22 protein-coding genes and 4 tRNA genes are annotated in these 26,042 nt (G+C 43.4%); 13 read left to right on the top strand and 13 right to left on the bottom strand.

The genetic code is table 11. The features are described from left to right. Position 1: 1 nt before the first annotated feature. The 8 genes from ispE (at position 2) to panD (ending at position 5,481) form a co-directional block, all read left to right on the top strand. Positions 2–958, top strand: a complete 957-nt coding sequence (gene ispE, locus JMX70_RS05080; RefSeq protein ID WP_201590134.1) for a 4-(cytidine 5'-diphospho)-2-C-methyl-D-erythritol kinase — start codon at positions 2–4, stop codon at positions 956–958. Positions 959–1,008: 50 nt separating this feature from the next. Next, positions 1,009–1,536 carry a hypothetical protein gene (locus JMX70_RS05075; protein WP_201590131.1) on the top strand — a complete coding sequence of 176 codons (528 nt, stop codon included), beginning with the start codon at positions 1,009–1,011 and terminating at the stop codon, positions 1,534–1,536. 187 nt (positions 1,537–1,723) lie between these two features. Next, positions 1,724–1,799: transfer RNA gene (locus JMX70_RS05070), tRNA-Gln, on the top strand. A gap of 242 nt (positions 1,800–2,041) precedes the next feature. Further along, a tRNA-Gln gene (locus tag JMX70_RS05065) sits at positions 2,042–2,117 on the top strand. 110 nt (positions 2,118–2,227) lie between these two features. Beyond that, a complete protein-coding gene (locus JMX70_RS05060) occupies positions 2,228–3,175 on the top strand; it encodes a ribose-phosphate pyrophosphokinase (protein ID WP_183619610.1) in 948 nt (315 codons plus the stop codon). Positions 3,176–3,474: 299 nt separating this feature from the next. Next, positions 3,475–4,158 carry a 50S ribosomal protein L25/general stress protein Ctc gene (locus tag JMX70_RS05055; RefSeq protein ID WP_068404709.1) on the top strand — a complete coding sequence of 228 codons (684 nt, stop codon included), beginning with the start codon at positions 3,475–3,477 and terminating at the stop codon, positions 4,156–4,158. A 207-nt stretch (positions 4,159–4,365) separates the two neighbouring features. Then, complete coding sequence (gene pth, locus JMX70_RS05050; RefSeq protein ID WP_201590129.1) at positions 4,366–4,947, top strand: aminoacyl-tRNA hydrolase; 582 nt, start codon at positions 4,366–4,368, stop codon at positions 4,945–4,947. 153 nt (positions 4,948–5,100) lie between these two features. Then, entirely contained in the window at positions 5,101–5,481 is a 381-nt protein-coding gene (gene panD, locus JMX70_RS05045) for an aspartate 1-decarboxylase (protein WP_045443274.1), read from the top strand. Between the two features lie 82 nt (positions 5,482–5,563). On the opposite strand, the gene JMX70_RS05040 is transcribed toward panD, so the two are convergent. From JMX70_RS05040 to JMX70_RS05030, 3 genes are all read right to left on the bottom strand, one after another. Next, positions 5,564–6,208: an RDD family protein gene (locus tag JMX70_RS05040; RefSeq protein ID WP_201590127.1), complete on the bottom strand. Its 645-nt coding sequence runs from the start codon at positions 6,206–6,208 to the stop codon at positions 5,564–5,566. Between the two features lie 248 nt (positions 6,209–6,456). Beyond that, a tRNA-Arg gene (locus tag JMX70_RS05035) sits at positions 6,457–6,533 on the bottom strand. A 184-nt stretch (positions 6,534–6,717) separates the two neighbouring features. After that, a tRNA-Ser gene (locus JMX70_RS05030) sits at positions 6,718–6,807 on the bottom strand. 466 nt (positions 6,808–7,273) lie between these two features. On the opposite strand from JMX70_RS05030, the gene JMX70_RS05025 reads away from it, so the two are divergent. Continuing rightward, positions 7,274–8,068, top strand: a complete 795-nt coding sequence (locus JMX70_RS05025) for a hydroxymethylpyrimidine/phosphomethylpyrimidine kinase (protein ID WP_201590125.1) — start codon at positions 7,274–7,276, stop codon at positions 8,066–8,068. A gap of 111 nt (positions 8,069–8,179) precedes the next feature. Here the strand turns inward: JMX70_RS05025 and JMX70_RS05020 are convergent, their stop codons facing one another. From JMX70_RS05020 to ppx, 5 genes are all read right to left on the bottom strand, one after another. Then, a complete protein-coding gene (locus tag JMX70_RS05020) occupies positions 8,180–8,749 on the bottom strand; it encodes a YggT family protein (RefSeq protein ID WP_201590123.1) in 570 nt (189 codons plus the stop codon). A 174-nt stretch (positions 8,750–8,923) separates the two neighbouring features. Beyond that, positions 8,924–9,757 (bottom strand): pyrroline-5-carboxylate reductase, encoded by an 834-nt coding sequence (gene proC, locus JMX70_RS05015; protein WP_201590121.1) that lies wholly within the window; start codon positions 9,755–9,757, stop codon positions 8,924–8,926. A 168-nt stretch (positions 9,758–9,925) separates the two neighbouring features. Next, a complete protein-coding gene (tilS, locus tag JMX70_RS05010; protein ID WP_201590119.1) occupies positions 9,926–11,521 on the bottom strand; it encodes a tRNA lysidine(34) synthetase TilS in 1,596 nt (531 codons plus the stop codon). Positions 11,522–11,696: 175 nt separating this feature from the next. Beyond that, complete coding sequence (locus tag JMX70_RS05005; RefSeq protein ID WP_201590118.1) at positions 11,697–12,500, bottom strand: acetyl-CoA carboxylase carboxyltransferase subunit alpha; 804 nt, start codon at positions 12,498–12,500, stop codon at positions 11,697–11,699. A gap of 278 nt (positions 12,501–12,778) precedes the next feature. Continuing rightward, on the bottom strand, positions 12,779–14,320 hold the full coding sequence (ppx, locus tag JMX70_RS05000; RefSeq protein ID WP_201590116.1) for an exopolyphosphatase: 1,542 nt from the start codon (positions 14,318–14,320) through the stop codon (positions 12,779–12,781). Positions 14,321–14,754: 434 nt separating this feature from the next. On the opposite strand from ppx, the gene JMX70_RS04995 reads away from it, so the two are divergent. Continuing rightward, the gene (locus tag JMX70_RS04995; protein ID WP_201590113.1) at positions 14,755–15,180 is read left to right on the top strand and encodes a DUF962 domain-containing protein; all 426 of its coding nucleotides are present in this window, start codon (positions 14,755–14,757) and stop codon (positions 15,178–15,180) included. 90 nt (positions 15,181–15,270) lie between these two features. Here the strand turns inward: JMX70_RS04995 and JMX70_RS04990 are convergent, their stop codons facing one another. From JMX70_RS04990 to JMX70_RS04980, 3 genes are all read right to left on the bottom strand, one after another. After that, complete coding sequence (locus tag JMX70_RS04990) at positions 15,271–17,001, bottom strand: AMP-binding protein (RefSeq protein WP_068405801.1); 1,731 nt, start codon at positions 16,999–17,001, stop codon at positions 15,271–15,273. A 266-nt stretch (positions 17,002–17,267) separates the two neighbouring features. Continuing rightward, complete coding sequence (hemL, locus tag JMX70_RS04985) at positions 17,268–18,569, bottom strand: glutamate-1-semialdehyde 2,1-aminomutase (protein ID WP_201590110.1); 1,302 nt, start codon at positions 18,567–18,569, stop codon at positions 17,268–17,270. A gap of 76 nt (positions 18,570–18,645) precedes the next feature. Continuing rightward, on the bottom strand, positions 18,646–18,999 hold the full coding sequence (locus tag JMX70_RS04980; protein ID WP_068405853.1) for a zinc ribbon domain-containing protein YjdM: 354 nt from the start codon (positions 18,997–18,999) through the stop codon (positions 18,646–18,648). Positions 19,000–19,345: 346 nt separating this feature from the next. Here JMX70_RS04980 and ygfZ point away from each other — a divergent pair, with 346 nt between their 5' ends. Both ygfZ and JMX70_RS04970 read left to right on the top strand, forming a co-directional pair. Next, positions 19,346–20,098: a CAF17-like 4Fe-4S cluster assembly/insertion protein YgfZ gene (gene ygfZ / locus JMX70_RS04975; protein ID WP_201590107.1), complete on the top strand. Its 753-nt coding sequence runs from the start codon at positions 19,346–19,348 to the stop codon at positions 20,096–20,098. An 80-nt stretch (positions 20,099–20,178) separates the two neighbouring features. Then, on the top strand, positions 20,179–21,504 hold the full coding sequence (locus JMX70_RS04970; RefSeq protein ID WP_201590105.1) for a D-amino acid dehydrogenase: 1,326 nt from the start codon (positions 20,179–20,181) through the stop codon (positions 21,502–21,504). 70 nt (positions 21,505–21,574) lie between these two features. Here the strand turns inward: JMX70_RS04970 and JMX70_RS04965 are convergent, their stop codons facing one another. After that, entirely contained in the window at positions 21,575–23,785 is a 2,211-nt protein-coding gene (locus tag JMX70_RS04965; protein ID WP_201590101.1) for a molybdopterin oxidoreductase family protein, read from the bottom strand. Positions 23,786–23,914: 129 nt separating this feature from the next. After that, complete coding sequence (locus tag JMX70_RS04960) at positions 23,915–24,604, bottom strand: TetR/AcrR family transcriptional regulator (protein WP_201590098.1); 690 nt, start codon at positions 24,602–24,604, stop codon at positions 23,915–23,917. A 498-nt stretch (positions 24,605–25,102) separates the two neighbouring features. Between JMX70_RS04960 and JMX70_RS04955 the strand changes: the two genes are divergently transcribed. Then, entirely contained in the window at positions 25,103–25,306 is a 204-nt protein-coding gene (locus JMX70_RS04955) for a CsbD family protein (protein ID WP_068405819.1), read from the top strand. Positions 25,307–26,042 lie beyond the last annotated feature (736 nt).

The following is a 26,042-nucleotide window of genomic DNA, read 5'->3' as shown; positions in this document are numbered from 1 at the left end:
TATGACTGAACGCACCACCGCAACATCAGTTATCACGCGCTTGTCACCGGCCAAGATTAATTTATTTTTGCATATCACTGGTAAGCGCGCTGATGGCTATCATAATCTGCAAACCGTCTTTCGCCTGCTTGACTGGGGCGATTATCTGCATTTTACGTTTGTAGACGATACAGTATTTTCTATTATAGATAAAACCTTCGACGCTACTAAGCTTTGTCATCAGCTGCTAACGCTTGCTGGTGCCGACACCATAACCAGTAGTATCGATGACAATCTGATTTTTAAAGCCGCCCAAGCGTTACTAGCATTTGCTCTTCAAGCTGACAGACTACCTAAGCAGCTGCAATCAGTGCAAATCACCTTGGATAAGCATTTACCAATGGGTGCAGGCTTGGGCGGTGGCTCATCCAATGCCGCAACGACCTTATTAGTCTTAAATGAGATTTGGCAGCTTAACATTACTAAAAATGAGCTGATAAAAATCGCTGCTACTATCGGCGCCGATGTGCCGATATTTATCTTTGGGCAAGATGCCATTGCTATGGGTATTGGCGAGGAGCTGACCGCCATTGATTTGCCCGAGCAAGAGTACTTAGTCTTAACCCCAAACGCCCATGTGAACACGGCCAAGCTGTTCGCCCATCCAAAGCTACAACGAGATATCGCCCCGCTATCGATTGCAACCATTCAAAACCATTCCAATGACTACGTACAACATTTAAATACGCCTTATCAAAACGTCTTTACGCCAGTAGTGACAAGCCTTGCTCCTGCCGTCGATGCAGCGTTACGGTATTTGCAAGGCTTAGAGTTGCAAGCACTCAGCACAGCTCGTATGACCGGCTCTGGTAGCGCCGTGTTCTTGCCATTGGATGCGAGTATTATTGATGATAAAACGCTGTTGGTAAAATGGATTGCGGCTGCGCCTTGTGCGGCGTACGTAGTGGGGAATCTATAAGTTTGGATGCAATCGATAAAATAACTTCCTTGGCTTAAAGGCTATTCATCATGAAAGGCAATTCTTTTACGTTATCAATAAGTATTTTGGCCCTTTCAATAGCCATGACAGCCTGCACCAACAATTCTGATACTCAAAACGTCACGTTACCTGCGCCAAAAGTATCTATCGATAATATGGCCAGTGATAGCAGTATTAACGATTTTAAGAATAAGCCCTATGCCCAGTTTTTTACTTATCCATATAAACATGGTGCGGAAATAGAACCAGCTATGGGCGGCATTTTGGTTATGAAAGACGGCTGTTTTCTTATCCAAAACGATGATAGGCTTAACGTTCCTGTGTTTCCTCATGGCATAACCACTTGGAATGAGGAGACCCAGACTCTGACCGCCAATGGCGTTGATATACCTTTGAACACTGAGCTATTTACTAACGGACCCTTAAGCGGCGGGAAATACGACCCTAGTTACGATTATAATTTCGAGCAACAAGCCAACCCTAAATGCTTGGAAAATAGATATATCGTATTTTTGGGTTCACAGTTTATGGACGCTACAGATTTACCAAATAATTAGCCTATACAAGCTAAAACTGAGGCCAAACCCTACTTATAGCGTATAAATAAAATGAGTATAAAGACCATATATAAATTTTCATTAACTCAACATCGGTTTTATTTTCGACCTATTTATAATAAAAGCCATAAAAAGGCGCAAATGACTTGCAAAATCTAAATATTTATTTATAATAGGTCGCCTCAATAGGGGTATAGCCAAGTTGGTAAGGCATCAGGTTTTGATCCTGACATCCGTTGGTTCGAGTCCAGCTACCCCTGCCATTTTTAAGTGTAAAGCGTTCGATATGTCGTCATTATAAGCCGTTTTTAAATAAACGCTTATTTTATTGACATTGACAACGTTATCCCAGTTTCGGTATAGTTCGCAATGAACACCGTTAGGGAAAAGTTATATTGTAGACGGTTTATCTGTTTATAATATAACGAACAGGTCGTGACGCTATTTTAAGCGTAATTTACTATAAATTACGACTAGATATCGACGTACACAGCCTAGACATTACAGGGGTATAGCCAAGTTGGTAAGGCATCAGGTTTTGATCCTGACATCCGTTGGTTCGAGTCCAGCTACCCCTGCCATTTTTTACTGTAATAGTAGTCATCAATAGTTTTCCATACTCTTTTCTAAATTTGAGCAGTTTGATACTGCTTAGCGGTCGCTGCTTGAGTTAATCAATAGGACTTCTGTCATGCCTTATTTGGCGATTTTTACGGGTAATGCCCACCCAGAATTAGCAAAAACCGTAGCCGATCATCTCCATATACCTCTTGGTAAAGCTGACATCACGCGTTTTTCTGATGGCGAAATTGCCGTGGAAATCAAAGAACACGTACGTGGCAAAGACGTGTTTATCATGCAGCCTACTTGTGCACCGACTAACGACAATTTGATGGAAATCATGATGATGGCCGATGCCTTGCGTCGTTCTAGTGCTGGCCGGATCACTGCTGTCATGCCTTACTTCGGTTATGCCCGTCAAGACCGTCGTCCGCGTTCAGCTCGTGTACCTATCTCGGCCAAAGTCGTCGCTGACATGCTGAACATCGTTAGTATCGATCGCGTCATGACCGTTGATTTGCACTCAGATCAGATTCAGGGCTTCTTTGATATCCCAGTCGATAACATCTACGGTACCCCTGTATTATTGAACGATCTTAAAAAACAAGATTATGACAACATCATGGTGGTTTCACCTGACGTTGGCGGTGTGGTGCGTGCGCGTGCCATGGCTAAGCAATTGGGCGATACAGACATGGCGATTATTGATAAACGCCGTGCCCGTGCCAATGAGTCACAAGTGATGCATATCATCGGTGATGTCCGTGACCGTGATTGCGTCATCGTTGATGATATGGTCGATACCGCAGGTACGTTATGCAAAGCCGCTGAAGCACTAAAAGCAAACGGCGCGCGCCGCGTACTTGCTTATATTACTCACCCTGTCCTATCGGGTAATGCGCTAAAGAACATCAGCGAATCGGAATTGGATGAGATTGTGGTAACTGATACCATTCCATTGTCTGACGCGGCTAAAGCCTGTAGCAAAATCCGTCAAGTAAGTATCGCACCGATGCTGGCTGAAAGCTTACGCCGTATCAATAACGAAGAATCTATCAGCGCCATGTTTGATGCCTAATTAATGCTTAAGATTTTCTTTCGCTAAAAAATATTTTACTAAAAACGCTAAGTTTAATGACTTGGCGTTTTTTTATGTAAGACTGGCGTGCGCTATTTTAGCTAGGTCTTTATTATTGTTAAAGAATCACGTATAATGCGCGCCTGTATTCATCATTCGTTAACCCCTATTATTTTTGGGTATTTTATACTTAGCGACATGATTGATACTTTCTAAAGTATTGATTATCCGGTGATAGACTGGTCGCAAGTCTGTTATTGCTGGTAGATACTTCACATACTCTCTATAGGATTATATCCATGGCTATTGATCATTTTGCAATCAACGCAGTTGACCGCTCTGCTGAACAACAAGGTAAAGGTGCGAGCCGCCGCCTACGTAAGCAGAACCTAGTTCCTGCTATCATTTATGGTGGTGGTGAAGAACCAACTGCTATCTCTATCAAAATCAACGAGCTCGTAAAATCGCTTGAATATGAAGCGTTTTTCTCACAAATTTTGACCATCACTACCGATAAAGGTGATGAGCAACAAGTCGTTATCAAAGACTTGCAGCGCCATCCTGCTAAAGGTTTCCCAATGCATGCAGATTTTCAGCGCATTGTGAAAGGTCAAAAAATCAACATGCACGTGCCACTACATTTTGCAGGCCGTGAAGAAGCGCCAGGTACGAAAGCGGGTGGTATCTTATCTACGCTAGTATCTGATGTTGAAATCGTTTGCCTACCATCACAATTACCTGAATACTTAGAAATCGACGTATCAGGCATGGAAATTGGTGATCTATTCCGTCTATCAGACATCAAATTGCCTGAAGGCGTAATTATCTTTGATCTTGACATGGAAGATGCGCACGACCGTACCGTTGTGAACATGCAGCCACCAACAGTTGAAGAAGTTGACGAAGACGCTGACGAAGTTGATGCAGCTGACGTACCTGCTACTGAGCAAGGTGCTGAGCCTGAAGACAAAGACGCTGAATAATAATCTTTATAACGCTTATATAGCAGCCTTATGGTTGCTCGGTTATAAAAGATTGGTTTAGTCAAAAAATAGCAGGTGATGAATGTCTCCTGCTGTTTTTGTAACTGAGGTTTGAAAAGAAGGTTTGAAAAGTAGGATAAGCACGATCAGTTCATCTTACTTTTCAAACCTTATCTCTTATTTATTAAATTTAAGCAGGGTGTTTTTATGGCCATAAAGCTTATTGTCGGTCTTGGTAATCCTGGTCAGCAGTATATGTTTACGCGTCATAATGCAGGGTTTTGGTTCGTCCATCATTTGGCGCAGCAGTTTAATATTGACCTCGCCCCTGACAAAAAATTCCACGGGGTGACGGGACGCGGGCAAATTCATGGTCACGATGTGCGCCTGCTCATGCCTCTAACCTTTATGAATAAATCTGGTCAATCGGTGGTGCCGATGGTCAATTTTTATGGCATTAACAATAATGAGCTGTTGATTGCCCATGATGAGCTCGATATTCCCGCTGGCAGTATCAAGCTTAAAACCGACGGTGGTCACGGCGGGCATAACGGTCTGCGTGATATCACCCCGCACATTGGCAACGACTTTCATCGCCTGCGTATCGGTATCGGTCATCCGGGTCACAAGTCTAAAGTCAGCGGTCACGTATTATCGAAAGCGGCGCCTGATGAGCAAATGGCTATCGATAGCGCGTTAAGTGCTGCTTTTGACGCCTTACCGTTATTATTAGATGGTGATATTGAAAAAGCGCGCTCGCAGATTAATGGCTTTAAATTACCAGAATAATCTGCCGTTGATGGCAAACATTTAAGTCATTTAAATCGCCAAAGCGTAAATTTAGCCGTGACTTTTAGGCAAATAACTTTTATTCTACTTACCCTGTCCCCATTAAGCTTTTGATTTGGTTCATTTATATCAGTTACCCTAAGGAAGCAACCTATGCTACTTAATATGCTCAAGTGCAAATTACATCGCGCCCGTGTTACCCATGCTGAACTGCACTACGAAGGCTCATGCGGTATCGATGGTGACCTACTAGACCTCGCTGGTCTGCGTGAAAACGAATCTATCGATATCTACAATGTCACCAATGGCAAGCGTTTTCGCACCTATGCGATTCGCGCTGAAGCGGGCTCTGGCATTATCTCGTTAAACGGTGCCGCCGCGCATATGGCAGACCTGGGCGATATCGTCATCATTTGTGCTTATGCCCATTTTGATGAAGTAGAAGCCGCTACCTATCAGCCAAAACTGGTGTATTGCAACGAAGACAATACCGTGAAAGACACTGCCAATATCATTCCGGTACAAGTGGCTTAATTATCCATGACTGCTATTTAAGTGATCAATAAAAAAGCTGAATCTAATTAAGATTCAGCTTTTTTTATGCTATTTATTTATCCTACTTACGGTTTCTAATCACCCGCCATAGCCCTTCATTTTCTGTTTTCGGCATTTTTAAAGTGATGGTATTTGATAGCATGTCTTGTATTGCCAAACCGCGACGATTAAACAGACAAAAGGCATAGTTGAAAACAAAGCCCAAAAAAGCACTGGTCAATAAGATAGCGCGTGAACCACCGATGACACTACCGATGAGTCCAAATATCAGCGGCATCAGGCTCGCCGCCAAGATACGTTTGAACGACTGCCCCCACGTAAGCAGGTGACCATCATTATTGACCGTTTTTAAGCGCCACGTTTGCATACCTAGTGTTTGCCCACCGCGGCGCCAAAATAGCCCGTAGAAGCCCACCAGCGTCAGGATAAACGAAGGGGTCATAATAAAGTTTTGATACCATGTCGGTAGCGATCTGGCTTGCTGTGACTGCGTGCCCGTCTCCATCGTCAATAGCGTACCAATTACTGTCAGCACCGTACCAACCAAAAACAGTAGTGCCAAAATCAACATACCATCATAAAGGATGGCCGCCATACGCGTGCCTGGCTTGGCAATCACTGCCTCTTCGGCAACGGAGTCTTGATGCGCTGAGTTGTTGCGTGGCGATTTTGCTTTAGTAGCAGCTTTTGGTGATGATTTTGACATGATACCAGCCCATAACAAGCGAAAAATAGAGCGCTCATTGTACCGTAATTCAGGCGCTTAGCGTACCTTATGATAAGACAAGACTTTTGGTACAAGGGCAGGAGAATTTGAGTTTAGGAAAAAACATCAATACCAGATTGTACTGCTATAAAAATGACAGACATAAAAAAATCGCCAAATTGTCATAAGACAGGCGATTAATTTAGTTTAGCTTAATGGTTACATGAACAAATAAGCTAGTATGCAAATGGTGCGCTTGGAGAGATTCGAACTCCCGACCCCTTAGTTCGTAGCCAAGTGCTCTATCCAACTGAGCTACAAGCGCGTACTTTGCACATTATCTACTGAATTATTCAAAAACAATTGCAGTAAATTAGGTTGGTTATTATATAGATAATCTCGCTTGTGTCAACTTATTTTTTAATTAAATTCAAATTATTTTTGAATGTTAATCTAAAAAATTATTAACGCTATTTTTGCGTCATTACTCTTTATAACAACTGAATAAATGGCGGTGAAGGAGGGATTCGAACCCTCGATACGCTTACACGTATGGTTCCTTAGCAGGGAACTGGTTTCAGCCACTCACCCACTTCACCGGACGATTTAAGACGCTTATCAAAATATTTTTATAAAAACTATTTCTCTAAACACAGTATCGATGCTAATGATACGTCTTATGCCGTGGGCGAGTATTATAACAAAGCCGAAACGAATTGCAAGCCTTGTCTACAGATTTAATGCCGCTTTTGTCATAATTGTTAATTTAAATGGTTTTATTATTCTCTAGGCATAAGGAATATCTTATTTAGCGGTGAGTTTCAGAATTTTTAGGTTTTATTACTTATAGTCAAAATATTCTAAAAACGCTACGGGATTGCTGATATCAATTGTTTGTAGCCTCTGTCTGCACAGACACAGCAAGCAAGAAAAATTGATATCAGCAGATATATTGATATTACTTTCCACTGATTATATTTAACAAAATCTGCTGGCTATGGCTTTTTGGTCAATGGATAGCTATAGTATTTATCATTCATTATAGGATAAATAAAAGGAAGGGTTATGCGACCGGTAGTACTGTGTTTTTCAGGATTGGATCCGTCAGGTGGTGCTGGGTTACAAGCGGATATTGAGGCAGTCGGTCAAGCAGGTGCCCATGCCGCTATCGCTTGTACGGCGATCACCATTCAAAACTCGCAGCAAGTATTTGGTTTTGAGGCTTGTGCTGCTGATTTGGTAGCAGCGCAGGCGACTACCGTGCTCGATGATTTGCCTGTGCGCGTGGTTAAGTCAGGTATGCTTGGCACCACTGACAATATCGCCATGCTGACGCGTTTATTTGCCGAGCAGGTTATCGCAGCTGAGACGCCATTTGTCCTCGACCCGGTATTGGTTGCCAATAGTGGCGGCAACTTGGGCGATGAGCAAACCTTGGTAACGGCGTTTAGAAAACTACTGCCCTATGCGACGTTAATCACCCCAAATACGCATGAGCTACGGGCTTTAAGCGGCGAGCAAGATTTACATATCGGTGCGCAAAAACTATGCGCCCAAGGCTGTCATGCGGTATTGGTCAAAACTTCACACGACTTTGATAGCGGTGATATCGAGCAATATTTATATATCAAAGGCGAGATGGTGCATAAAAGCGTTTTACCGCGCCTAAAAGGTGAATTTCATGGTTCTGGCTGCTCGTTAGCGAGCTTTATCGCTGGACGTTTGGCGATGGGTGACGCGCTTATCGATGCGGTAAAAGCGGCGGATCATTGGATTACTCAAACCCTGCGCGCTGCTGATGCGCCGCATCCTAATGATGCTAATGCCCAATTGATACCCAATCGTTTTGTAGAATTTTAGAATAACCTATAGATGGTAAATAAAAAAAGGCGCTCTATAAAATATAGAGCGCCTTTTGTATCTTTTATAGAATCGCTAGTTTTTTAAATCTAAGAATTTTATTAAGCCAGCCTAACCCAACATCGACATAAAGCTTGATGCTAAGCCACCGATAAAGATTTCAAGCAGATAAAAGGCAAAAAAGGCAATCATTGGCGATAAATCAATCATGCCCAAATTTGGCGTAATACGACGAAACGGCGCTAAAATTGGCTCAGCCAACATAATAATAATACCAATAATCGGATGCTGAGACTGGGTAAACACCACAATCCAGCTGACAATGATAGAACCGATGACCAGATAGCGGCACATGCGTAAAAAGTCTAATATCAAGCTGATAGTACCAGTAAAAAATAGCGGCACAGGCGCGATACCTTTATGGGTCAATGCCGCCTTGCCAGAGATATCAATCAGGCGAATTAAAAACATCAAGACAATGGCAGCAATACTGATACGACCTTGGCCGACGGTGGGGAAAATACGCCCAAATACATCAACGATATGGGTGGCTTTATAAGCAGGGGCAACCATAGGATTGCTGGCATCCATTCCAGCAAACTGCAGCATAAAACGGATAAACACCAACATCATGGCGAAGGTAGTGACCAAATCAAAAATTTGCAATAACATGTTGTTCATGAAGTGCTACTCAATGTGACATTATTAACGGGTTTTAGGATGACGAATGTCATTATCAGGCATTTTTATGACTTTAAGTTTTTTATGACTTTAAGTTCTTATAATTTTAAATAGGGTATTTCATAAATCATGATACACCCTATTTATAAAGGGTTAATGACAAGTAGCGACTGGCTATTTACTCATCTCTTCACTCAGCGCTTGGCTACGATCGGCGCAAGCTTGCATGGCCTCAACGATTTGACGGCTGATGTCATTGGCCTGCATGGAGTCAATGGCTGCTTGGGTCGTGCCGTTTGGTGAAGTGACTTTACGGCGTAGCTCGCTTGGTGCATCTTCACTACCCAGCGCCATTTTCGCCGCGCCAAGCATGGTTTGCATCGCTAGCGCTGAAGCTTGCTCTTTATCCAATCCTAACGCGACTCCGCCATCGACCATCGCTTCGATAAAGTAAAACATATAAGCGGGCGCTGAGCCTGATACGGCGGTGACCGCATGCATGTGCTCTTCATTATCGACCCACATGACCAGACCTGACGCTTCCATTACCGCAGTTGCCAATTGCTTTTGTTCGGCAGAAATATTATCCGTACCGTACAGACCAGTCGCACCCATTTGAATCATCGCTGGCGTATTTGGCATCGCACGAACAATATTGCTATAGCCGCCTAGCATATTTGATAACAGCGCAGTCGATAATCCTGCTGCCACTGAAATCACCAGCTGCGTGTCTAAAACGTCAGCAAAACCACTGACCACCACTTTCATGACTTGCGGCTTGACTGCCAATACCACGATGTCAGCACCGATAACCGCCGCTTTTGCATCGGCCGTTGGATCGACCGTATTCAATCCTTTAGCAGCCAATTGCTCGCGCGCATCACTGCTCGGATCAGCAACGGTAATCAGACTCGGTTTGACGCCGCAGCTGATAAGTCCACTAATCAAAGCCTGCGCCATATTACCGCCACCGATAAAGCTGATTTTTTTATTATCTAATACTGACATACGTGTCTCCTATTCAAAAAATGCAAAGGCACTCAAACTAACATAATGATAGGTAAAATGACACTCAGTTTACCATACTGCTACTGGCGTCGTTTGATAAATTGAAAGACTCAGTAATGGCGTTGCTGTTTAAGTAATTATCACTATAGAACGCACCATATTTATTATTTAACAGGTTTTATGCAGAGTTAAATGGCTGTTGATAAATGCGACAAGCTGTTTTACATCTACACTAATATTCGCCTGCGCAGCATTCAACGCCCAACTTGCAAAAGGCGATATTAACAAAATAGGCAATTCTATTAGGTACTCACTTTCTAAAAGCCCATTTTCACTACTTTCTTTATTTATCAAAGTCACACTCACCACGATCAAATTCTCACGCAGCCATGATGGAATACCTAAAGTTTGATAGAGCTTTTTACCAGATTGCGGGCGCGATGCCAGTGCGGTTTGTATACGCTGTTGCCTGTCTAATGGTGCCAAGGTTACCTTCACCTTATATTCATAGCTTTTTAATAGCTGCGTTACTTCATTTGGCAAAACTTTTAATTGCCAAGCAAATTTATCCTCATTACGTAAATTAATTGCAACAGGTTGTCTGCCAGTTGCCTGAACATCAGCCTTAATAAGATTAGACTCAGTAAAATTAGATAAGGTTTGAGTCTGCTTGGCAAGCGGCAACTCTAACCACTTGAGCCAATCACTACTTAAACGATAAAGCTGCTGACGATAGCGGCGAATGCTATAGGAATGCTTGCGACCTTGCCAAAAAAGCGCCGTTTGATGGTCATTATCATCACGTTGGCTTAGGCTTAACACATCATCAACGAGCTGTTTGGCTGTCGGTAATGGCTCATCTTGACCAAGCCAATGATGCAATAATTGTCGCTGACGATAAATCGGTAGTTTTTGCAATTTATCTATATTTAGCACGCGCTGGGCAGGCGGCAGCTGTAATGAGGCAACCTCTGTGTGCTGCAAATCCTCGCTTGCTTGGGCATTGATTATTAATTGCGCGTCACTTAATAACTGCGCGCTACGGGCAATATTATCAATAACGTTGGAGTTATAGCTCGCCAATATCGGCATGATGTCTCGACGTAGGCCGCTACGCACATTATCACCAGCATCGTTGGTTGGATCGTCGATATATGGCAGCTTTAAACGCTGAGTATAGGCGCTGATAGTGGCGCGTTTGATAGTCAGCCACGGTCGCCATAATACTATGCGATGTGTGCCCTGCGTTTGAATGCGCCACGGCTGCATACCAGACAAACCATTCACCCCAGCGCCTTGAATCAGACGCATTAAAACCGTTTCCGCTTGGTCATCGGCATGATGAGCTAATAATAAAACGTCATCTTGATTAAGCTGCGCGCGCATCGCATCATAACGAGCTTGCCGTGCGGCTTGTTCATCTCGACCATTGACCTGCGCCTGTAAAATTCGACAGGGTATATTTTGCGCCTTCGCCCAATTAGCAACGTGCTGCGCCCAAGCGCCACTAGCCGCTTGCAGATGATGATTGACATGCAGTAATTGCGGCAAAAATGGCAGTTTACCGTGGCGATAAAGCTGCACACATAGCGCTGCTAATGCCAACGAATCACGCCCCCCGCTACACGCCAGCCAAACTCGCCGACCATGTAGTTGCTCGCCATATTCAGCCAAACTGCTTAACAATGCCTCTGCTAGAACAGTATCAACAGGCAGTTCTGCAATTGTTTCAATGGCGTGTGGAAGAATGGCGCTACTGGTCATAATCGTTCTTATTTACTGAGTGGTTTTATTTACGTATCAATCAATTAAAACATAAACAAGTCGGCACAAAAAAACGCGCCATAAAATGACACGTTTTTATTTTAACATTAAGCGCAAAGCGATGTCGTTAAAAGCTAAGTCTAAGTAACTTAGCAATATACTTTCATATAAATGCTTAGCAAGGCAACATCACTTCTGAGTTAAAGGACTTCAATTTCTCATAACGCAGCTCGCAGCGCTCATCCGCATCCATATCTTTAAGCTCATCTAATTGCTCAACAATTAATGCTTTTAGCGCCGTCATGACTGGCTGCGGCTGAAGATGAGCACCCTCGCCTTCATCGATAACTGCGTCAATTAGGCCCATTTGATAAAGGTTAATGGCATTCAGTTTTAATGCTTCACTGGCATCTTGGGCTTTTTCAGCCGTTTTCCACAGAATAGACGCACAGCCTTCAGGAGAAATGACTGAATAAATACTGTTTTGCAGCATATTTACTTTGTCGCCAACGCCAATTGCCAATGCGCCACCTGAGCCGCCTTCACCAATAATAGTGACGATAACAGGTACTTTAAGGCTAGAGAACACAGCGATACTTTCGGCGATGGCTTGCGCTTGCCCGCGCTCTTCAGCACCAATGCCGGGGTAGGCACCTTGGGTATCGACAAAGGTCATCACCGGAATGTTAAAACGCTCAGCCATTTTGACCAAACGAATGACTTTGCGATAGCCTTCAGGGTTTGCCATGCCAAAATTATGAGCGATACGCTCACGCGTGCTACGACCACGATGCTGACCAACCACCATCACAGGCTGACCATCTAGACGCGCAAGACCACCAAGAATAGCCTTGTCATCTGCATAAGCACGGTCGCCATGTAATTGATCAAATTCGGTAAACAGCTGATTGACATAGTCCATAAATAATGGACGTTTGGCATGCCGTGCAAGCTGAACGCTATCCCAGACGGTACTCATAGACGCTTCCCTTTCGTAATTCTATATAATATGGTGATGGTTAATAATGGCTGTGTTAGGTAATACTGTTATCGACTCTCAAATAATGAAAGTACAGTTGTAAACTCAATAGAAGCTATAGTAGCACATCTTAAATCGCATGGCATTACTGACAACGCCGCTTTTGTTACGTTAATCCGTAGCACCATTATTATAATAGTAACGGCTTCGCATTAAGAATCAGTATTAAGAATCAGTACTAAGAGTCGGCATTAAGAAACAGTATGAGCAATCAGCCCTTATGCCTCAACCATACTTCCATCAACAACACTCAGCTTTACGCCCCATTTAGCAAACTGCTCAATCTCCGTATGCAAGTCTGACAATAAGAAAGTATAGTGCTCACTACTTTCACCAACGGTAATTTGCCAGCGGTTATTGTCAATCACTTTTAAACCCAGTTTTGGTAATTCATGCTCGCTACGGCTATGATGCGCAAGCACCGCCAAACGTAGCAGCAAACACAGATAAACCAGCGAATCGCCACCGATTATACAAGCCTGCTCTAACATATCCGCTTTGAGCTTACGGCGATGATTGAGCATCAGCTGCGCCATGCGTTTTTGATCGACCTGCGAAAAACCTGGAATATCAGAGTATTCAACCAAATAAGCACTGTGCTTATGATAGCCGCTATGCGCAATCGCTAAACCGATTTCATGTAATGACGCCGCGCGTCTAAGTAAATCACCATCTTCTGTACTAAGTCCAAGCTTTTCTTTGACTTGCTCAAATAAACTGCGGCTGGTTTTGACCACTTGTTTGGCTTGTTTTTTATCGCCAGAGTAGCGTTTAATCAGCGCAAGCACACTGCGGTCACGCACATCTTCGCTAGCAAAACGTCCAAGCATATCGTACATGACGCCTTCACGCAGCGCGCCATCTGAATACACCATGGTCTCAATGCCGAGCACTTTCATCACCGCTCGCAATACCGCAACGCCCGCTGGGAAAACCGCTTTACGGTGTTCTTTGACGCCTTCTAATTCAATGTCATCGACGTTGCCAATTTTAAGCAATAATTTTTCTAACTTTTTCACGCCTTTATAGGTGATGCGTTCTTGTTCATCTGCCCAGCCTTTTGACACAAGGACGTTGCGCACCGCTTTAATCGTCCCACTTGAGCCAACCACACTACTCCAGCCGACTTTTTGGTAACGGCCATTAATCGCCAGCACTTCCTTGCGCGCCGCTGAGATGGCATTATTAAAGGCTTCTTTGGTAATCAGGCCGTCCGCAAAATACTTTTGGGTAAAGGCAACACAGCCCATCTGCAAGCTTTCGGTCAATAACGGATCGAACTCTTGACCAATGATAAACTCTGTCGAACCGCCGCCGATATCAATAACCAAACGCTTATCGCTACTGGCATTGGTATGCGAGACGCCCAAATAAATCAAACGTGCCTCTTCACGTCCAGCGATAATCTCAATCGGTTTCGGTAAAATTTTATTGGCCCGAGTAATAAAGTCATTGGCGTTTTTTGCTTGGCGTAAGGCGTTGGTTGCTACCACGCGAATACGCTCGGGCGGCACCGAATCCAAACGCGCCACAAAGCGGCTTAAGCATTCAAGCCCGCGCTTTTCAGCCGCCGCGCCCAAGATATTATTCTCATCGAGTCCGGCAGCGAGCTGCACCTTTTCAGACATAGACACCACTTTTCGCACTTCACCGTGGTCGAGACGCGCAATCGCCAGATGAAAACTGTTGGAGCCGATATCAATAGCGGCCATCATTTCATCTTCAGCAAGTGGTGGATTTTTTAGGTAGTCTTTGGGCATAAGCGAGATTGTTACCGTATTAGATAAAGTGGTATTTAAAAGCTTTCAAGCTTTTAAAATAAAAAATATGAGCAAGTTTTGCCATTAAAGCATTTATGCCAAACGCTGGCAAGTCAGCGGCTACCATCGCTAAACACAGCTTGCAAAAACATTCAAAAATCTAAGAAAACTCGATTAAATACTGGCTAAACAGTGATTAAACCAGAACCTTAAAGTCAGTCTCTAACGCTTGTTTTAATGCAATCGGTTTGCTACATTGAAAATGCGTTAGAATCTCATAATTAGCCGGTATATTGTAATAGATAACAAGCACTTACTTATATTATAAACATTGGTTATATAAGCTCATTACATAAAACAGCCCTCAATTTTGCGATTGAGCATTCATAACTCATTGATGATTTAAAATAACTAATTTGCAAGGAAGCAAAGTCATGAATCAAGCCACTACCCAAACCTCTCAAAACAAAGCTGCCCAAACTAAAAATGCCGATACTCATATTGATAAACAAAGTAATGGCAAGCTTACCAATGTAGCAGACCCAGCCAAGCATCAATTTTATGACTTTTATCTAAATGAGCATCAAAATATGGCTTGCCGCCGTTTGCATTTCGCGGGTAGTAGCTTTGGCTTATTAGGCTTAGCAAAGTCTGTCAAAAATCGCTCAGCCAAACCGCTGCTTAAAGGCATCGCTGCGGGATATGCTTGCGCGTGGGTCGGGCATTTTTTCTTTGAGAAAAACAAACCTGCTACTTTTAAATACCCATTACAAAGTTTTGCTGGTGATATTCGTATGTTCACCGACGTGCTCCGCGGTAATTTGAGCTTAAAAGACCGTAAGTTCGATAAAGTGCGTTAAATTTATTGATAATAAACAGAAACTGGGCCAGTTTAAGACGCTAGCCCAGTTTTTTATGTTGTTATCAAAAATCTATTATTTAGCAGCTATTTAGCGTAAAGACTTACGAAGTATTTTACCTACAGCGGTTTTTGGTAACTCATCGATAAAATCGTAAGCTTGCGGACGCTTATAACCGGTCAAACGCTCTTTGGCAAACGCCGCCAATTCCTCAGCCGTTAAGCTGGAATCTCTTTTAACCACAAACGCTTTTGGCACTTCGCCACTGTGCGCATCTTCAATGCCAACGACAGCCACCTCGAGCACTTTAGGATGTTCCGTCAGCGCCGCTTCCACTTCATTTGGATATACATTGAAACCCGAAACCAAAATCATATCCTTTTTACGATCAATCAATGTCAAAAAGCCATTTTCATCTAACATGCCGATGTCACCGGACTTAAAGTACCCATCATCGGTAAAGGTCTCTGTATTATCCAAACCCCAATAACCCTGCATCACTTGTGGCCCTTTAATACCCACTTCGCCGGGCACGCCAACAGCGCAGGCGGCTCCTTGCTCATCAATGATTTTGATATCCATCATGGCTAAAGGTAATCCGACGCTGCCATTAAAGCTATCTATGCCCGGTGGATTAAAAGAGATAACCGGCGACGTTTCTGACATGCCATAACCCTCATTAATAATCATGCCTGTAGCGCGCTGCCATCGGTCAGATACCGCTTTGATAATCGCGGTGCCGCCACCGATAGATAGTGCCAGCCGACTAAAATCAAGCTCGGTAAACTTTGGATGATGGAGCATGCCGTTAAATAACGTATTGACCGAAGGAATCACATGCGGCTGATGTTGTTCAATGCTATTTACTAAGCCATCGATATCGCGCGGATTGGTGATCAATATATCTTCCCAGCCGCCATAAATACCCAATAAACCACAAACCGTGAAGGAGAAAATATGATAGAGCGGTAAAGGGTTAAGTATCTTGATTTGCTCGCTGCGACCTGCTTCGACAACGCTGCCAAACATTGCATAACACTGGCAAATATTAGCCATCAAATTATAATGAGTAAGCATCGCACCTTTTGGCTTACCCGTTGTGCCGCCCGTATACTGGAGTAACGCCAAGTCTTCGCGCGTGATGGTCGGTGGCTGAAACTGATCTGCATGGTACGCTTGCATAATATGAGCAAAGCTCACATAACGTTCTTGATGAGATTTTGCAACTGTAAGCTCATTTTCACCGTCATTTTCGGTTGAACAATGAATACTGTTAAGGATAGCAATATCATTATCGATAAGCTCAGCACTCGGATTGATAGAACAATGTACGACTAAAGACAGTTGCGCTTTAACCTCATCATCCAATTTATCGAAAGCTGCCGACATACCATCGAGAATCACCAATCCACACGCTTGAGAGTCTGTCAGCTGATGGGCCAACTCATACTGGGTATACATCGGATTGACATTTACCAATACTACCCCTGCGCGCAGACAACCAAGCAGCACCACCGCATATTGCAATATATTTGGCAATTGCACCGCAACACGGTCGCCCTTTTGAATGTTTTGTGCTTGTAAAAAAGCAGCAAAGCGGCGACTTGCAACATCTAACTGAGCAAAATTTAAGGTGGCAGCGCCCATGCTAAAAGCAATAGCGCTACTGTGCTGATCAATTTTTGGTTGTAATAAATCAAGCAGGTTGTCCTTACCGTTTAACACATCCAAATTATTTTCCAAGCCATATTGCTCGTAAGCTCGCTGCCATAATGGCGGAACACGGCTACTTGGCGCATTATTTTCAAAGCTATTATCCATCAAATTGCATCCTTGCTAAAACGTGATTGGTGCTCTCAGAATAGCACAACTTAGTCGTTGTATTATAGGTTCTAGAACAAGGATACTTTTAGGTTATAGATTATTTTCAAGCCTAAAAAACTTCCACCATTTATTAAAAATTCGTTTTATTAATACGCAGGCACAAAAAAACCAGCACGATAATCCTGCTGGTTTTTATGTTGCAGATATAAATTCTAAAGAACATTAAACTTTAAATTTTAGACAAGTAATTTTAACCAAATGAATTACGCTTTTGCCATTTCTGCAAAAATCTCATCAGCGGCTTTAATAGACGCTTCAATGTCATCATCACTATGCTTGATCGACATAAAGCCCGCTTCATAGGCAGATGGCGCAAGATAAATACCGCGCTCTAACATGCCATGGAAGAAAGTATTAAACACATCCATATCGCATTCTGTCACGTCATCAAAGTTTTGCGGTACATTCGTTGCGTCGTCTTTGACAAAGAACATACCAAACATGCCGCCCAATTTATTGGTGCGCATATTGATACCATGCTTGTCCGCCGCCGCTTGGATACCATCAATAAGCTGGTCTACTTTCGCAGATAATTGATCATAAAAACCATCAACGGTTAAGTCTTCAAACATCGCGATACCGGCGCGCATGGCCAGCGGGTTACCTGATAACGTACCCGCTTGATAAACGCCGCCAAGTGGCGCGATACAAGACATCACTTCTTTTTTACCACCGAAAGCACCAACGGGTAAGCCAGCACCGATAATTTTACCAAAGCAGGTCAAATCAGGGTCAATGCCAAAATGCGCTTGCGCGCCGCCAAGTCCGACGCGAAAACCGGTCATGACTTCATCAAAAATCAACACCGCACCATTGGCGGTACATTCTGCACGCAAAGTATCATGGAATTCTTGGGTCGGAATGACCATATTCATGTTGCCGGCGATTGGTTCGACAATCACGCAAGCAATCTCACTACCCCATTTTGCAAAGCATTCTTTAATCGCTTGTGGGTCATTATAAGGAATAGTAATCGTATGCTTGGCAAAGTCCGCTGGCACGCCTTTTGAGGTCGGCTCGCCAATATCTAGCATCCCTGAGCCCGCTTTTACCAGTAAGCTGTCGGAATGACCATGGTAGCAGCCTTCAAATTTGACGATTTTGTCACGCTCAGTAAAGCCACGCGCCAAACGAATCGCGCTCATGGTCGCTTCTGTACCTGAGCTTGTCATGCGAATCATCTCAACACTTGGGACGATGTCGCAAATCTTATCGGCCACGGTGGTTTCAAATGGCGTTGGTGTACCAAAGCTCAAACCATCATCAGCGGCTTTTTTAACCGCATCAATGACTTTTGGATGCGCATGACCCAAAATCATCGGCCCCCAAGAGCCGACATAATCGATATAAGCATTGTCTTCGGTGTCATAAATTTTGCTGCCGTTAGCACGGTGCATAAAAATAGGCGTACCACCAACGCCAGCAAAGGCGCGAACCGGTGAGTTTACGCCGCCAGGAATATGTTTGCGGGCTTGCGCAAAAAGTTGTTCATTTTTAGTGCTCATAATTAGTCTCTACTTATTCTTTTGATGTTATTTTATTAACAATAGCTTAATTAACAATCACTTAATTAACAAAAACTTAAGCTTTTTTAACCACTGACGATTTGAGCTTCATCGGTCCAAAACCATCGAGTTTACAGTCGATATCATGACCATCAGAGGCATCTGGCAACAGACGAATCCCTTTTGCTTTGGTGCCGACTTTGATAATGGTTGATGATCCTTTGACCTTTAAGTCTTTAATCACGGTGACGGTATCGCCATCTTGCAGCTCGTTACCGACCGCATCACGAATGACCGCATCTTGCGCTTCAGCCTGCGCCGCATCGGTTTCAGCCGCGGTCCACTCATGAGCACACATCGGACATACCAGTAACGCACCATCTTCGTACGTATATTCAGCATCGCATTTTGGGCAATTGGGTAAGCTCATAATTTCCTCGTCAGCCGTGATAAATTGGGTGTATTCTAACGCTAACATTGTACCGTAACTCGCCAGCTTTCACCAATCGCTTCGCTTGTAAACACAGAACTGTGACTAATTGATACATTCGCTTATCCCTTAACGCGGACGTTTTTTATCACGTGGTTTTTTGTGGTACTCTGCTGTAACCAAATTTGATTTGATCACCATTTGTCTTTAGGTACTAAAAAGATGGTAAAAACTTAAATAACGACTTTTTCGCATTATTTTAACAGTAAGTTTTATAACGACTTTAATCACTCAGTATTAACCCTAATATCTGAGGCTATAGCGACTCATAAATAGGACAATAATAATGACTCAATCAACATTGCCACAATTTGTTCAACTAACCATTCAAGGTGAAGATGCCGCAAAGTTCTTACAAGGGCAGCTGACCTCTGATGTCACTAAGCTTGGGCTTAGCTATCAAGCAACGGCGCTTAGCAATTTAAAAGGTCGTATCGATTTTGGCCTTTGGATTAAAAAACAAGACGAAAAGCATTTTGATGTAGTCATCAGTGCCGATTGTGCTGAGGCGTTGCAAGCGCACCTTAAAAAGTTTGGCGCCTTTTCAAAATTTGATACCAGTGTACCAACGCCGATTTATCCTTGCGTACTCGATGGAATGCCAACCTTTAGTCATAAAGACGAGCATAATACTATCGATGACACTCAAGCGTGGATGCAGGCGAGTCTTGCAGCGGGTAATTATTGGATAGTCGCGGACACACGAGGCGAGTTTCAGCCGCAAGAGCTGCGCCTACATCAGCGCGGCGGTATGGACTACGATAAAGGCTGCTACCTCGGTCAAGAAGTCATTGCCCGTATTTACTTTAAAGCGGCACCAAAAGCGTTTTTACATTATGTCAGCGGCACAGGCGAGGTGCCAGCCGCAGGTGATAAACTAGAGAAAATTCAGGTGGTCAATGCCATTGCTGATGATGATATAAATGCCAATAGCTTTAAGGCATTGGTTGTTGCCCGCCCAGAGCATTTAGCCTATAGCGAGCTTACGATATTAGATTTACCACCAGCACTACAAGCAGATGTCGCCCGTCAAAAATAACGGGAAAGGTTTGATAGTCTATTTCGCAGTCCAACTCGTATTATAAAAAGTACTTTTACTAAAATGCAGCAGAGCAATTTATGACCCATATTGCGGTACTCGGAGCAGGTGTGGTGGGCGTGACCAGCGCTTGGTATCTTCGGCAAGCAGGCTACGATGTGACCGTCATTGAGCGCGAAACTGCTGCTGGCATGCAAACCTCATTTGCCAATGGTGGGCAGATATCCGTCTCGCACGCAACCCCGTGGGCGAATCCGAGCACGCCGATGAAAGCGCTTAAATGGTTGTTTCGTGAAGATGCACCGCTGCTCTACCGCTTGCGAGCTGATAAAGCGCAGTTGAAATGGGCAATGCAGTTTTTACAAGAATGCCGCGCAGAACAAGCCGATGCCAATTTGGTACAGATGGTGCGTTTGGGCTTGTACTCACGCGAAGCATTGCAGCAGCTGCGTGCTGATATTGGTATTGATTATGAGCAGCAAACGCGCGGTATCATGCATTTTTATACCAACCAAGCGGAATTTGATGCTGCCATCGCGCCAACCGAGCGTATGCAAGAGCTCGGCTGTGAGCGCTATGTGATTGATATTAATAATGCTATTAGCCTTGAGCCTGCGCTTTACCCTATTGCTCATAAGCTCAAAGGCGCCACTTACACCAGCCGTGACGAATCGGGTAATGCGCATTTATTTACCCAGCGTTTGGCGCAGCGCTGCATCGATGCTGGCGTGAAATTTTTATACGATACCGACATTTTGGCGTTAAATACTGACGCCCATTCTGCTCACCCGCACGTGCATAGTATGACCATTCGTCCCAAGGGCGAAAACGCACAGACTTTTAGCGCTGACGATTATGTACTGGCACTTGGCAGCTATAGCGTATCGCTGATGAAGCCACTTAATATTCACCTGCCAATTTTCCCTGCCAAAGGTTACTCGGCTACTTATCAAATCAATCCGCGTGCGCCGCATTTAGCACCTTTCGTTAGTCTCATTGATGATGAGTTTAAGCTGGTAACCTCACGCCTTGGCGATAAATTACGCGTCGCAGGAACGGCAGAGTTTAACGGCTATAATATGGACTTAAATAGCACCCGCTGTGCAGCCATTACCCGTCGCGTACAGCAGTTATTTCCCAAAGGTATCATTGCCAATTCTGTGCAATATTGGACAGGACTGCGCCCAATGACACCATCAAATGTGCCGTTAATAGGACGCGCGCATCATGGTCAAGTCCGTCATGGTAGTGTCAATACAAACGCCAGCTTTGATAATTTATGGCTAAATACCGGTCATGGCACGCTTGGCTGGACCCATGCTTGTGGTTCGGCAAAGGCGATCTGTTTATTGATACAAGGCGAGACACCGCAAGTAGACTTTGATTTTATAGGTTTAGGAACTTAAAATTAAAAACGTAAAGAAGGCACTTTTTTAAGTGCCTTTTTAAATTAAAGACTTTTATTTTAGAGCTATTTTATGCAGCGCTTCCTGATTTAATATCAGCATTAACCTCAGTATCAACAGTTTCCAAATCAACCTCTTCTGGCTCGATTGCTTCTAATTGTACAGGTACGCCATTGACCGCGGCATTACCACTTAGCTGATCGATTAAGGTATCGTCGGTCAAGTCATTAACACTGACACCGGCATGCGCTTGCGCAATCTTTTGCCGCACGCCTTTACGACCATGACCCCAACCATGAGGAATACTGACTACGCCAGGCATTAGCTCATCGGTGACTTCTGCTACGATCGTCACACTACCAACACGCGAGGTCACTTTTACTTCCTGTCCATCCTTAATACCATATTCTTTCGCTGTTTCAGGATGCAGCATCAGCGTACAGCGTGGCTTGCCTTTGACCAAGCGATAGCTATTATGCAGCCATGAATTGTTACTGCGTACATGACGACGACCGATAAGTAAAATCTGTTTGTCATCATAATCCTGCATCATCGTTTGCACGCGCGCTAAATCGGCTTGATAAAAATCGATATTAAGATGAATTTGCTTATCTTTATGCTTTATTGCTTGCGGTAGCATTCTTTTGAGCGTGCCTAAATCCAGTCCATGTGGCTTTTTCTTGAGTTTATTTAGATTCATGCCAGCATAAGGTCCACGTCTCAAGCCTTGATCAAGCAAAAATTTTGGTCCTAAAGTCTTAACCAATCGGCGCTCAATTTTGGTCGTAAGCGGCGCTTTTTTATCGAGGCGTTTTGCTAATTCCAAATAGATTTGCCAATCATGTTTGGCACTTTTTTTCTTAGCAAACAATGCTGGAGAGTATTTAGCGACGTTATGTACGGCAAAATTATTAAAGGTAACGTCATAATGGTCACGCTCTAGCGGCGAGACGGGTGGCAAGATAATATTGGCATGCCGGCTGGTTTCTGTGACAAAGTAATCAATTGCGACCATAAAGTCCAAATTGGCAAAGGCTTTATCTAACTTTTCACCATTTGGCGTACTGAGGACAGGGTTGCCTGCAACGGTCATAAAGCCTTTTAATTGACCCTCGCCTGTTACCAGCATCTCGTCACCCATCGCTACGACAGGATAATCACCATTGAAATCAGGCAAATTACTCACGCGGCTATGACGTTTGCCTAAATAACCTGGGCCGGAGTTATTGACCACATCAAGCGCAGGATTGGGGAACATGAGGCCGCCTACTTCATCCAAACGTCCGGTGACGATATTAATCACCATAATCAAATACTGGCTTAATAAGCCAAATTCCTGCACCGATACGCCCATGCGCCCATAGCAGACGGCGCTTTCGGCTTCGCAAAACTCTTTAACCAGTCGTTTAATCTCATCTGCCGCAATACCGGTAATATCAGCAACTAACTCTGCGCTATAGTCTTTAGCGAAATCTGCCAAGCGCGCAATCTCTGGCGCAAGCGCCGCCGCTCTATTATTAGTCCGTGCTTTGTCCGCGTAACCTTGGTCATAGATTTCATTGAGCATAGCAAGCAAAAATAAAACATCGGTTGCTGGACGGATAAAATGATGCTCGCTTGCAATGTCAGCAGTTTCGGTACGGCGTGGATCAATCACTACTACTTTGCCATTGCGGGCTTTGATGTCTTTGAGCTTTTGGCGCATATTTGGCGCGGTCATAATACTGCCGTTAGATGCCAGCGGATTGCCACCAATGATGAGCATATATTGGGTGCGATTGACGTCAGGCACGGGGATACGCAGCATATGCCCAAACAGGTGCATGCTGACGATATGGTGCGGTAATTGATCGACCGAGGTTGCAGAAAAACGACTGCGGGTCTTGATACTGCTTAATAGATGCTTAATGGTCAGCATGCCGCCCAAATTATGCACGTTAGGATTGCCTAAATAAACACCGAAAGCATTTTGGCCGTGTTTCTCTTGTACTGACTGTATGCCAGCAGCTACTTTATCAAGCGCCTCATCCCAGCTGACTGTTTTCCAACCGTTAGCCGTCCTCTCGATGGGATGACGCAGGCGATCTGGGTCTTCATGTAAATCTTGTAAGGCAGTTGCTTTTGGGCAAATATAACCTTTAGAAAATGGGTCATTTTTATCACCTTTAATCGATAATACCTTTGCTCCATCGTGCTTTATTTCAATACCGCACATCGCCTCGCACAGATTGCAGGTTCTAAAATGTGTTTGCTCATTCGTCTTGGTTTGTTTACTGCTCATGGCCACGCTCCCTGTGATGTTTTACTATCGCTTTCGCTAACTAAATTCCGTTTTATGGTTTGATGGTTTTATGGTATCAATCGATTCGTAAGTCTTAAAAATTTTGCGAGCTCAGCACTAATTTGCTCACTAGCTACTTATTACTTGCTCATTATTGATAAAAAATCCGCCAAAAAGCCCATCAAAGTTTTTGCACAGTATGGCAATGGCTTGCTGCTGTGAATAACGTCCTTGATGACAGCCTAATATCAACTCATGAACTTGCGCGCTCGCACTATCAACGCAGAGATAAACTTCAAACGTCTCAAAAGAACACTTGGCTGACTGCAATCCTTGGATAAATATTTTTGTCCATTCCTCGCGTATGTCGGTAAACAAACTTCCCAAACCTTTATCTTCTACTCGCAAATCAAAGCGCAGACTGTCTTCGAGTAACCGTTGGAACAACCTAATATTTTGAAAGGCGGCTGTAAAAATCAGTGTCAAGCAATGCTGACAGCGCTGATTGAACGCCGCTCTAGACAGCGTTGGATAATCTCCAAGCATATCTGCCCACGCCTTACGCATCGGTGATAAATAATTGTCTTTTAATTGCCTACTCAATTCACTTTGTAGCGTTTCTACGCTGTCAAAATGATTATAAAAACTTGGCTGAGCGATTCCCGCCCCTTTAGCGATTTTGTTCATACTCATGCCGCAAGCGCCTTCCAAGCTATAAAGCTGCAACGCACTTTTTAATAAGGCACGATGGGTTTTGGCTTTTGCCAGCTCACGCTTCGTATCTAATCTTGTCGCGTTTACGGTATTAAGTGGACTCACTGTTATTCTGTCCTAATTGTCTAAGGCTTATGATTTCAGCTATAAGCTTATAGTTATTTAAATAACAAGTCTATAATCAGGGGCGTAAAAGATTAGATTTTCCATTAATAGTTTTAGAATTAGGATTGATAAAGACATAAAAAAGGACAAAGCACTATATAGGTAGAGATTTGGCTGCTGGTTTTCTTTACGTATCGCTCTGACAAAGTACCCTGTCTATTACACAACTATGCCCTCCATAACATAGCAAGAGCAATGACCATAATTAAGCAACACTACAAACATTGCTCATACAGACACGGCGGTCTAACATTTATATATTGGTATCACAAGTTGGCCACGGGCTAGCTGTAAAGTACTTAAAACAGTACGAGATAAATAAGAACAATCATAAATCATAAATAATAACTTGCTCCTAAAGCACTTTACGGTTTATAGCGTTAGAATTTTTAAACTATTTACCGTAAAGTTTTGATAACTAAAATAAGGATTATAATAATGAACGAACATACGCTAAAAGGTGATTGGAAACAGATGAAGGGTACGGTCAAGCAGAAGTGGGCTGACCTAACTGATGATGATTTACTACATATCGAAGGTAGCCGTGATAAGCTCGTGGGTAAAGTCCAAGAGCGTTATGGTCACAGTAAAGATGACGCTGAGCGCGAAGTAGATGCATGGCGCGTTGAAAACAAATACTAATTTGTCTTATAAGAATTTTCTTACATATAGATTTTTATAAGCTATTTATTGAGAAAGGTCACATTGATTTAATGTGGCCTTTTTTATCGTCTATGCTTTTTTATTGTCTATAAGTAACTACTCATCATATTGGCTTATAGATTTTAACGATAAAAATATGAGGTCGTTATCATTTGGGATAACGGGTATGATAAAAGTTTTCTAAGGAATACACGTTCTGAGAAAATCTGAATGGAGAATTCTTAACACCCAGACACGATAAAACCGCATAGCAATTAATTGTTATGCGGTTTTATTGTTAACCATCCTTGTTACCCATCACCACTCTAATCGCTGCATCCTTGCAAGATATTGAGTATATTGTGATAGCCGGGCATCCTGCCCATTTGTTCTGACTACTACTGGCATTAGATGCCTGCAGCACGGGTCATGTGTCCTTATTCCAATTGCCTTTATCATCCTGATGCTAGCGATTGAACTATTATCCTTAATACGGTTAACTCAATCCTTGAGTCACATTCCCTTATGCCGTGTGTGTATAGTGTCAAATTATGCATCACGTGTTAAGTCGCGTAAGCGTCATTGCATGTAAGCATATGCTTACGTCGATTTTAAGATAGCCAATATCTCAATCTAAGTTATTGATAAATTTGAAATAATCTTTACGTATATCTTTAATTGTTTCGTACTCCCTATATTAGTCATTAAAAGTGTTAGCGATATTGAACAAATTTAG

It is taken from the genome of Psychrobacter pulmonis, from assembly GCF_904846465.1.
Classification (GTDB): Bacteria; Pseudomonadota; Gammaproteobacteria; order Pseudomonadales; family Moraxellaceae; genus Psychrobacter; species Psychrobacter faecalis.
Note: the sequence above shows the minus strand (reverse complement) of the source record. Positions and strands in the feature narration are given on the sequence as shown.